Genomic DNA, 9,473 nt, shown 5'->3' on the forward strand with positions numbered 1-9,473 from the left:
CAATGAAAGTCACCTGTTCTCACAGGTGAGACGCTACCCACCCGGCGCGAGGCTTGGAGGTAACCACGGCCCTCAATGAAAGTCACCTGTTCTCACAGGTGAGACTCTGCTGCCAATCGGAGCGGGTCTCGCTGAGACTCCCTCAATGAAAGTCACCTGTTCTCACAGGTGAGACAGCCCCTCAAAAGTCCCCAGTGCTATACCGGTTTCTCAAGAGACTACGCGAGCGCGAGGGGTAGACCACTGATTTTTAGTCTACAATACCCACAAATATGACCACAAAAATTGCTCTGACCTGAGACTACACTACCGCGAGCGAAACCCGGGATTTTCGGTGAGTGCTAGGTACTCGCATCACGGCGAATATGCTAGATGATGAGCACGTCATTATCTGTGGTACCACGCGGTTGCCCCACATAGCTGAAGCGTTTTTCACCAAGTTCCGATAGTCTACCAAGATCACAAAAAAGTACTGAATCTTCGCTAGCCTCTACCTGCTGCCTAATTTCATCCTTCAGACGAAGAAGCTTAGAGGGAATTACATCAACGATAAACACGCTGTACTGTATCCGGTCACCATAGGATAAGAGCAGCTTCGCAATTCGTCCGCGGCGTTTGTCATCCGGAATGTCGTAGGCGATAAGAGTACGTCGCGTGTCGTCACGCCTCATCGTACTTTTACTCCTGTGTATGCAGAATGGCTACCATTAAGAACGCCCAGAATCATCCGCGCCTGAATTTCAATAGTGCGACGCCATGAAACAGAGTAACCGAATATTGGGTGCCTGAACTCGGTGTTGATTCTATGTTCAAACGCTTTGATAATCGTTTTCCGTCCAACAGGAGACAATCGTAGGCTGCCACCGACAGTGGAAAAGCTGGCAGAATCTACCTGCTTACGGTTGATAAGCGATACAACGACAGAGTCAGCAATAATAGCTCGGAATTCTTCCATAAGGTCAAGCGCTAATGCTGGTTTGTTCCGGTTACTACTGTGTAGAAAACCTGCGTGCGGGTCTAACCCACAAGTCAATATTGCGCGGATACATTCAGAAGTTAGCAAACCGTACGCGTAGTTTAGCAGGATATTAATCGGGTCATTAGCTCCGCGCCCGACTCTCCCCTGCCATTCCCAACCGAGTGTTTCTAAGACATCTCCATTGAGCATGGTGTTGAAATTTGCAAAGTATAAACTAGCGGCCTCGCCTTCGATGCCAAAGAGTTCTGGCAAGGAAGAAGGTTTTAGTGCTTCCTGTTGCAGCTTACGAAGATTTTTTACCGTCTCGGTGGCTTCTCCATTACGACGTAATAGTGTTGCTTGGTTCGCAATTTTACTTGAGATCATCTCGCACGATATAGGCAAACTTCCACGTTCGGATAAAACATGCTGCTGCACACGAGCTAGACCATTTGGTCCACTACCAGCCTGCGACCATCCATAAACTCGTCCAGTGCTTGAACACCATATGACTGTATAGTTACGCCACATGAGTTCCCGTAATAGCGCAGATGAAATATCGATATTTCCATGAACTACTACACTGTGGATTCTCTCTAGGGGGATATCGCCAAGCTGTTCACCTTTTAACTGAACAATCAGCCTGCCCTGTTTTATTGTGGCACGTGAACCTTGAACAGTTAGGTGAGCAACCTGACTATCTGGTTTTGAAGGCACAATTTTCTGAGTCGTCACACGTCCAAAATGTTCATCCGGCAAACAAACACTGACATGCGAACACAAGCTACACTTTGGAGAATCCTCTAATGGCTTTGGTGCATGTTCAGATTCAACGATCTTATGCGTCTGTTCTACATAATCTCGTGCTAGGGCAAAGTCATCTTCAGAGAGCTCAACAGCAATAGTTTTGTTGTGATGGGTAAAATGTACCGAAAATTCGCTAACGCTTTCCCCTGACTCTTCCAAACAAATCCCTTGGAGGGCAAGCTGAACGCGATTTGCTTCAGTGATTTGAGGATTCTTTCGCACAGGAGTTGATTTATATTCAACTACCCGAAGCGTTCCATCTTCCTCAGACTCTATAGCGTCGCATTTACCGCTCAGTCCTAAAGAATCCGAACGAATAAGAACAGAACGACGTTGTCTGCTTCGTGATGTTTTGGGGTCATCCACATTTTTATGTGCCGAATACCCATACTGCATCTGAGATGTATCTGTTGTCTCACCATTTGCCTCTAGCCAAGCCCGCCGAGGACAGTACACTGTTTGAGCTACCAGGGAAATTGGTAAGTAGCTCTCGTCTGTGGAGATCATAATAGTACAGGATCTCCTTCTTGAATAAACCTATAAGCGTTTGATGCAGTTTTCACAGTTTCAACTGGGAACATTACAACTGCTTTCATACCACAAGCTTTAAGCTGCTCGCTAGATCCATATGTTTTAAGGATTTCCTTAGTACCAGATACGCCTGTTTCAGATTCCTCATGACATACGTAATTTACAATATCTGCGAATGCGTGACTGCGAAGAACAGTCCGCAGTCTAGCTGGTTTTGTATTTTCGGCGCTCAAGGGAAGCACAAGATTCTTTGGAACGACATAACTAGAAGGCCACGCACCAGGAGTGATACTTAGGTGATTCACCATATGTATAACTGGAAGCCAGGACATCCCAATCATGGCTGAGAGAACCAGACTGACATCGGTTTTTTGTGGAGTTGTAAATCCAGTTGCTGTTAATAGTTTCTTACCTCCCATAGGATCATTAATCTCAGTTCCAACAATTCCATTAGTGATTTTTTCAGTGGACCATTTGAATACTTCTTCGCACATACGACGAAGACGATATCGTACAAATTCCCTGCCGCCTCCACGATCCGCCATCTCCCAACGAGAGGCACCTAGGTGCTGATAGTTTTCTTGTATTTTCTTATTTTTTTCAGAAAACCAATAAGAAGCTTCTCCTAATGAGGAAATCCAATAAAGAGAAAGATAATCTTTTTCTTGGGTGAGTTTATCAATCATATCGTGCCGGATTTTCTGATGCCTATTCCAATCTAACGAAGATGAAATTTTACTGACACGTGGAGAAAATGGAGATACATTCTTAGCTCCATACGTATTGTTTATCTGAACCCAGCTTTCCGGTTCGCTCAGCTGTTTTGCCAATTCGTGAAGATAACCAGCAATCGTATGTGCGTCTGCGCCTTTAACTATTATCTGTGCTTTAGGCACCGCTTCGCGGCTCCAACCAAGAGTCACACCCTGAGGATGATATTGCTCTGCCAACGAAGCTAAACCGTATTGAGCAAAATGAGTAAGTGCTGACCTATAGTCACCCGCGAGTGTAATCGTAGACATCAGTGTCCTTCCCGTGAAATTTGAGCATCCGCAGCACGTTCTAGCGCCTCTAGATAAGCGGTAGCGTAGGGTCCATATTCCCTATCTGTGTTTTCCATGATTTCGTCCCAACGCCCAGTTAGAAAAAGCTCATGCGCCTGCTGGTAGAGCATTTCTTGCTGGGGATGATTCGTATTCTCCCCCAAGAGCGTTTGGTCAGTGTGCTGGAACGAGTTTCTACCATGTCCGTGGCTGCACCCAATAATCCTCAACGCAAGATCTGAACATTCCAGCTCCCCCGAAGCTCTGCCAGCCGCTACCAGAGCAACAGACATCTGTTCATGCCGCCATCCAGCAGGCATTCCGCTGCGTTGGCGAGATACCCAGATCTCTTGGCGGGTTCGAACCTCACTTTTTGCAAGTGGCTTATCAGAATGTGCCCCGCCCAGCATAAATTGGAACCTGGAATCTGCTTTACCATCGTCATGGTGCTCTGCCGCGAAGATAATGTCCTTGGCAAACTCTTCCTGAAGTCCCGCAGATTCGACGATCCTTTTTGTTCGTTCAGCAACATCATGCTGATGGTCTTCCAGATAGACAGCTCCTTGTGAGGGAGTCCATTCCTGCCGAACATCAGAGTCGTCATCTGTAGTATCTGATTGCACCACGGCGTACCATGCGACTATGTCACCAGTATGAGGGTCAGTGCGAATAGAGCTAGACAGTACAACTTCTCCCGTTTGTCCTGTTTCAGACTGCCAAAGTTCTGTAGCTTCGTCTGGAGTTAACCCGCAGAATTTTTTGAAGAATCCATGTTCATCATGCTCTATGTCATTATCAAAAATAAAGAACTTAATTCCCTCTGGAACAACAGCAGATGGCGCTTCAAGATCTTGAGCTTTCCCTAACTCCACGGCTACATCCTGAGTAGTAAATACAAGACCCTTGTCTATCACAAGCACATCGCCCGGTCGAAGGCGCATATCAGGAGAACAAATTTCGAGTTCACCTGCTCTGTACACGAAAGCTCTCCGCCAAATATCTGGGTTTTCTCTCTCTTGTTGTATCCGTTCTTCATTCCCTACGACAAGTTCCTTATATATATCCGAAAGAATCTTGATATTGGCAGGAAAGACTTCCTCATTCATCGGTGGAAAAGCTTTAAGAAGCTCCAGCGCTTCGGAATCATTTAATGGTAGTTGTTCACGGACAACTACACCACCCAGCTCGATTTGCTCTTCTAAGGAATCGTGCAGCCACAGGTCGAAATCGGGTTCAGCATATGGTGTTTCAGAACTACGAGCAAACTCAAGAATATCTACTAGTTCCGGGCGCTGGTATAGCAGTCTCTGAGGCGCCGTTGCTGGTGGAGTACAAGTCAGCATAGCTCCAGGGTTTACATCTTCAAACGCTGATAGATCATTCAGCCAGCCATAAGCATTGCGCAGATCTTCAGCTTTATAAGGTAGCGCAACTGGATCTTTAATCTTGTCAGGATTTTCAGGTTCCAATACAATAATCTGACATTCATGACGCTTACCTAATCGGTTAACGCGCCCAAAACGCTGCGCCAAGGAGGAAGCGGGAGCAAGTTCCGTGACAAGCGAGGAGAAATCTAGGTCAATACCGACTTCAAGAGTCTGTGTGGCCACTACAACGTCAACGGTAGAGTCGCCTTTACACGTAAACAGATCAGGATGGTCACCCCATAGCTTCTTCATATCAAACGGTCGCATACGCCCCACAAGAAGTTTGACGTTGAGGTTTTCTTTCTTCAGCTTATCCGCAACCTTAACTGCAGTCCCAACATGATTAACAATGCAACCTACAGTTTTGCTTTGTTCTGCATTATTAGGCTCCGGCTCTTTACAAAGACTTAGTACCTCACCAACAGCACTATTAATGACAGCGACATTTTCAGCTTTACCATTCCATTTATCAAGAGGTATACGAGTCAACCGTTTGACTGAGTTTATACGTCGTAGGAGTTCAGCATCATGAGGAGAATCCAGTTGTGAAACGTCAACGCCGATTTGGTTTTGGTTTTCTTCAAGTTCAGACGGCGTTGCGGTTGTTTCAACAACTTGAAGTGTGGGTACTCCTACATCAGCCCCGTATTTTTGTAGCTGCGTAATTCGACGTGCCGTTACTAGAAGCTGCTGGTTCAGATGAGCCTCATCGAGAACCATAACTGAATCCATAGATACAACAGCGGTTTCTCGTGGACGTGCGCCCTTACTACTGCCGTACCCACGGAATAACAAACGAGAACCCCACATATCCGGAGTAGCCGCGATAATAGCGCATGCCGATATCTCATTAACGGGAAGCGAACGGTTACTCAGCTCACCACGAATATGCCCAATTTCAAAAGGGTTTTTAGCATCAATATAAACCTGGAATGATAATAACGCTTCAGATACTCGACGAATAATATCATCCTGAGAATTCACATTTTCTTTATCTTCCATCACCTTCTTCATGCGGTCTAAAATCTCTCGTGCCCGATCAGCTTGGCTATCTACCAAAGCACGACGACCCACCACCACGTTTAAACGTCGAGGAACGCGAGGACCGGTTCCGCAGGCATATAAAGCATTCACGAAAAGATGTACATCGACAACAGATGATTTACCTGCGCCTGTGGGAGCCACAATTCTATCAGGCCATGAGCCGGTTTTAACAATATGGTCTACAAGCTCTTGTTGCCAGGTGAAGGGTGCATAGCCTCCATTAAGGGCCGCAAAGAATTCAGAAAAATCGCTGCGCTGAATCCCTAAATTACTGGTCATTTCTGCGTTCCTTATATGCTTGTTGTAAATAGATAAATTCTTCTTCCGGCACGTCATAGGGAACTAAAAGCCCTGCACCAAGATGCCTTGATTGTCCAAGCGCAATAATGGTTTGGTCACTCGCCAGGTTTCCCAAGGATAAAATACCGTGCCATGGCTGCGGCATAACATTTCGCGGTACCTTATGCACGTAAGCAGATGGGTGTGTATGGATGGTTCGGGCCTGATAGACTTGTGCACCGCTTTGCTCCTTCACCTGGTTACGGAGTTCGAGGTAGCGCTTCTCACCTTTAGCAGCTGTGCTAAATTTATCCCGCCAAACATATGCTATCGACAACAAACCAGAATCTGCCAGAGTCCAACGGGCGTCGCCATCTTTCTTTTTGACGGGACGGGTTTCTGGCACAATTGCGGTGAGAGGCTTCCAGAGACGCCTATGACCGGATCGTGTAGCGGGCCAGAATTCATGTGCGTTGATCACTTGCCCGCCAAAATATACCTTACGTTTGCCAAAGGTACGACCCCATAAATGCGGAACAGCATTTAAACTGCGACCAAGCTGTATTAGATCTTCCGGCGAAGCACTTTCAGGAACCATAATAGCTATCGCAGAATTTTTAATACCTAAATGCTGAATATAGTCTGCAGGAATATATTGGAAAGCAAGCCTATTAGCAGGTATTTCTGCTCCCCTAGGATACTTTCCGGTGAAGAAGCTAGAGGCTCCATATCCTATACCGGCAATAACTGCACGATGGAGAGCGACGCAAAGAGCAACATGTTCTTCTGGAGATAGTTCTTCGCCTTCTACTTCAAGGAGGATAACTCGGTTCCAAGGAACCTTGGGGTATTTTGGCTCAGGAGTCGAATACTTCACTTGAGTCAAGCACTCGTGCGTTACAGGAAGATTTTCAGGTTTTTCTTCCTCCTTTGGCTTATCGCTTGCAACGGCAGGAAATTTACGTGGGTTATTATTGCGGTACATCTTGAGGAGAGCATTAGTTCGTCCTACTGCCGGGACACGTAACATCGTCCCGCCTGATTCTAAAGGGCTCCCTTGAAGATCAAGATTCAAGTTTGGATTCACGTCACCTGGGGCAAGAATTGCAACGCTTGTGGATTCGCCTAAGTATGGCACATCATCGCATAATTGCTCCACAGTATCGGCGATATTATCGGGTACCTGGTTCCACACCCAGCCGATTTTTCCGGACACAGCTATGCCCTCTGATATAGTACGTTTCTCAGTTTGGCGTTTCTTCTTCGCCTGGGCAACTTCGCGGTGCATAAAACGCCGAGCATCCTTATATACCGGCATATATTCTGGGATTTCAATTCCATCTGGCTGATTTTGTTCAAGCCACATGAGAGCTTTAAGCGATGTTTCACTAGGTTCTAACCCGTTTTCTCCTTGCACTGCATGAGTCCCCTGAGCCGCCGAGTTCAACAACGCAGCGTGCAAACGGGCAGGGTCAGGAAGGGTGTCAGCGCTACCATCACGTTTATGCCCAAGGTATACGCCTAATGGGAACCTCGCAGTAATTTTGAGGATCCGCGTCATTACTCTGCATCCTCAGATTCAGCGACTGCACCTCGCAAAATAACAGGGTTTCCGGTAACAGTGAGAACCTGCCCATTCCAATGAGCCACATTATTCGATTGAGCATAGTCGATAGCCTGGGCCAGTAAATCATCTGCTACCTCAACAGTAATGTGGTTCAACGGACGCATCTTACCGTACCGCTCATCAAGAGTAACTTGAGGTTCATCTGCCTCAACTAGGTCACAATTTGCACGCAGGTACAGTTCCCTCTCAGCACGAGCAATAGCGCTCAGTCCAAAAGCAGCGAGAAGGGCACGAGCCGCAATATTAGCTTCTTCATTTTCCCCAAACCGTAATTGACGTAGCGTTGCAAAGCTCAGCACCCACGAACGAATAATCTTTTGACACGCCACACCACCCAATGCTTCAAGCTGTGGAGGAATACCACCAAGGCCTAATACGGATCCAGAAAATGCAGTATCTTTTTTTGCTTTCTTAATATCTTCACGCCGCTTTGAAACAAATTTATCGCTGAGCTCTCCTTCCTGGCTTTTTACCAGCTGTTCCATGTCAACAGCGCTCAGCCTAACACTCATTTCAAGAGGATCAACACGGGCACCACCACGGCGTGATAGCTGTTCTTCTCCGCTGAGATTTTGATCTGCCAGCACCCCAATAATTTCACCCACAAGTGCGCTACGAAGACGGAGCTGATTGTTTTTACGCAGTGAGTCCCAACCACCGAATATCGCAGCAGCAGGGGCAGTGTTTAGAAGGGCACTTAGGTCAGCCGGTGTTGAGTTTCGCACAGCGCGATATTTTTCATGTGCCGTGGCAGGGTTTCCATCAATTTCCCCTGCTCGAATGTGACCATCAGCAAAACGATGTGGAAGTTCAAGATCAGTATAGGTGATGGGATTTCCATCATTTTCGTATACTACTTCAATACGAGGAAGTTTTCGCATTACAGAATGGTCAGCACGAATATCTTGCATAATAGCAGCCTCTGCACGGTTCAGCTGAGATTGTTTGCTATCAATGAGCACTACCCGGGCAGCTTCACCATCAATATATCGGGTTTCAAAAGCGAAGACTGACTTGGAACCCTCAACAAATTTAGCTGGAGCAACTGATGCGTGTTCTCCGGCAGCAGGTTTAAGCTCTGTTACCGAAACCAAGGTTGAGGCACCACCAGCGGCACATGCTTCCTTCAAATCTTCGAAGCTGATATTAGCTTTATCCGAAATTGACACGGAATTCTCCTAACCTAATGTAGAACGCTATTGTTCTACTTATATTGCTTGTGTTTACGATAAAGTCTGAAAGGCTTTATACGCAGCGCACGAAACGCTTTTGAGAGAAGTGGGTTTTGAGGTGAGTTTCAAATGTAAACCAACAGCTCTGTGTACTTTTTATAGTATCAGTATTTATGAAGCTATGCTTTATGTTTCGTCATATCTCTCTTCCTACATATTTCTCGTGTTAAGCCTGGGTTCTGAGCACCTCGGAACCATCTTAGGTATCAACAATGAAAGTCACCTGTTCTCACAGGTGAGGCACGGGCCCGCCATGACGTGAAGACCCGCATGCTCAACGTCCCTCAATGAAAGTCACCCATTCTCATGGGTGAGACGACGTGACGTGGTGCGCGAAACGTGAACGCACTGCATGCCCTCAATGAAAGTCACCCATTTTCATGGGTGAGACGGCCGGTCTTGGTGTACACGGCGTTCATAGCTTCCCCTCAATGAAAGTCACCCATTTTCATGGGTGAGACAAGTTACCGGTGATGTTGTTGGAGTCGGAAATAGCTTCCCCTCAATGAAAGTCACCCATTTTCA

Annotated in this window: 6 protein-coding genes; all 6 read right to left on the reverse strand. The window is 46.6% G+C overall.

The window, feature by feature from the left end:
• Positions 1-368 precede the first annotated feature (368 nt).
• The 6 genes from cas2 to cas7u are packed head-to-tail and all read right to left on the reverse strand — an operon-like array spanning position 369 to position 8,885.
• A complete protein-coding gene (cas2, locus tag HMPREF2958_RS05110; protein ID WP_070697101.1) occupies positions 369-671 on the reverse strand; it encodes a CRISPR-associated endonuclease Cas2 in 303 nt (100 codons plus the stop codon).
• Positions 668-2,272, reverse strand: a complete 1,605-nt coding sequence (locus HMPREF2958_RS05115; protein WP_070697103.1) for a CRISPR-associated endonuclease Cas4/Cas1 — start codon at positions 2,270-2,272, stop codon at positions 668-670. Before HMPREF2958_RS05115 ends, cas2 begins: the two co-directional genes overlap by 4 nt.
• On the reverse strand, positions 2,269-3,318 hold the full coding sequence (locus HMPREF2958_RS05120; protein WP_070697105.1) for a hypothetical protein: 1,050 nt from the start codon (positions 3,316-3,318) through the stop codon (positions 2,269-2,271). The genes HMPREF2958_RS05115 and HMPREF2958_RS05120 overlap by 4 nt, the downstream gene beginning before the upstream one ends.
• Positions 3,318-6,089, reverse strand: coding sequence for a type I-G CRISPR-associated helicase/endonuclease Cas3g (gene cas3u / locus HMPREF2958_RS05125; RefSeq protein WP_070697107.1), 2,772 nt, complete (start codon positions 6,087-6,089; stop codon positions 3,318-3,320). Before cas3u ends, HMPREF2958_RS05120 begins: the two co-directional genes overlap by 1 nt.
• Positions 6,079-7,650, reverse strand: coding sequence for a type I-G CRISPR-associated protein Csb2 (gene csb2 / locus HMPREF2958_RS05130; protein WP_070697109.1), 1,572 nt, complete (start codon positions 7,648-7,650; stop codon positions 6,079-6,081). Before csb2 ends, cas3u begins: the two co-directional genes overlap by 11 nt.
• Positions 7,650-8,885, reverse strand: a complete 1,236-nt coding sequence (gene cas7u / locus HMPREF2958_RS05135) for a type I-G CRISPR-associated RAMP protein Csb1/Cas7g (RefSeq protein ID WP_070697110.1) — start codon at positions 8,883-8,885, stop codon at positions 7,650-7,652. Before cas7u ends, csb2 begins: the two co-directional genes overlap by 1 nt.
• Positions 8,886-9,473: the final 588 nt, after the last annotated feature.

The organism is Rothia sp. HMSC036D11 (assembly GCF_001814205.1).
In the GTDB taxonomy this organism is placed as follows: Bacteria; Actinomycetota; Actinomycetes; order Actinomycetales; family Micrococcaceae; genus Rothia; species Rothia dentocariosa.

Coding starts and splice junctions, on each gene's coding strand:
- cas2 (WP_070697101.1), bottom strand. CDS start 671: ATGAGGCGTGACGACACGCGACGTACTCTTATCGCCTACGACATTCCG.
- HMPREF2958_RS05115 (WP_070697103.1), bottom strand. CDS start 2,272: ATGATCTCCACAGACGAGAGCTACTTACCAATTTCCCTGGTAGCTCAA.
- HMPREF2958_RS05120 (WP_070697105.1), bottom strand. CDS start 3,318: ATGTCTACGATTACACTCGCGGGTGACTATAGGTCAGCACTTACTCAT.
- cas3u (WP_070697107.1), bottom strand. CDS start 6,089: ATGACCAGTAATTTAGGGATTCAGCGCAGCGATTTTTCTGAATTCTTT.
- csb2 (WP_070697109.1), bottom strand. CDS start 7,650: ATGACGCGGATCCTCAAAATTACTGCGAGGTTCCCATTAGGCGTATAC.